This is a genomic window from Halobaculum sp. EA56, assembly GCF_051195075.1.
In the GTDB taxonomy this organism is placed as follows: Archaea; Halobacteriota; Halobacteria; order Halobacteriales; family Haloferacaceae; genus Halobaculum.
In genome coordinates this window covers 1-593 of sequence record NZ_JBNTJX010000131.1, presented here as the reverse complement: position 1 = coordinate 593, position 593 = coordinate 1, and the positions used below count along the sequence as shown (strand labels likewise).

Here is a 593-nt window from a genome sequence, read left to right as displayed (position 1 = left end):
ACTCGAAGAGTTCGACGGCCTGTTCGTAGCGTGCCGAGGGCTCTTCCCAGTCGACGACCTGGAAGAAGGCGTCGATGAAGTCGCCGCGGGCGGGGCCGTAGTCGTAGTAGTAGGAGTGTTCCCACACGTCCAGCGCGAGGATCGGGTGGCCGCCCCAGATGGCGCCCTGGTCGTGCTTGTCGACGACCACGTTGCGGAGCTGGTTGGAGAACGTGTCGTACACGAGCAGTGCCCAGCCGCTGGCGTTGCCGGCGGCCGCCTCGAACTCGCCCTTCCAGGCCTCATACGAGCCGAAGTCCTCCTCGATGCGCTCGCGCAGCGCGCCGTCAGGCTCGTCGCCGCCCTCGGGGCTCATGTTCTGCCAGAACAGGTCGTGGAGAATGTGCCCCGAAGAGTTGTGCGTGACGTTGCGGATCGCCCCCGGCGAGGAGGAGAAGTCGCCCTCCTCGCGGTTCTGTTCGAGCGTCTCCTCGGCGCTGTTCCAGCCGTTCACGTAGCCCTGGTGATGGGTGTCGTGATGCCACGTCAGCACCTGCTCTGAGATGTGCGGCTCCAAGGCGTCGTACTCGTACGGTAACGGATCGAGTTCGTAG

At 65.1% G+C, this 593-nt stretch carries 1 protein-coding gene; it reads right to left on the bottom strand.

What is annotated here, in order from left to right; genetic code table 11:
• On the bottom strand, positions 1-593 hold a 593-nt coding region (gene sod, locus ACQUQ1_RS22575; protein ID WP_435066406.1), incomplete at both ends, for a superoxide dismutase.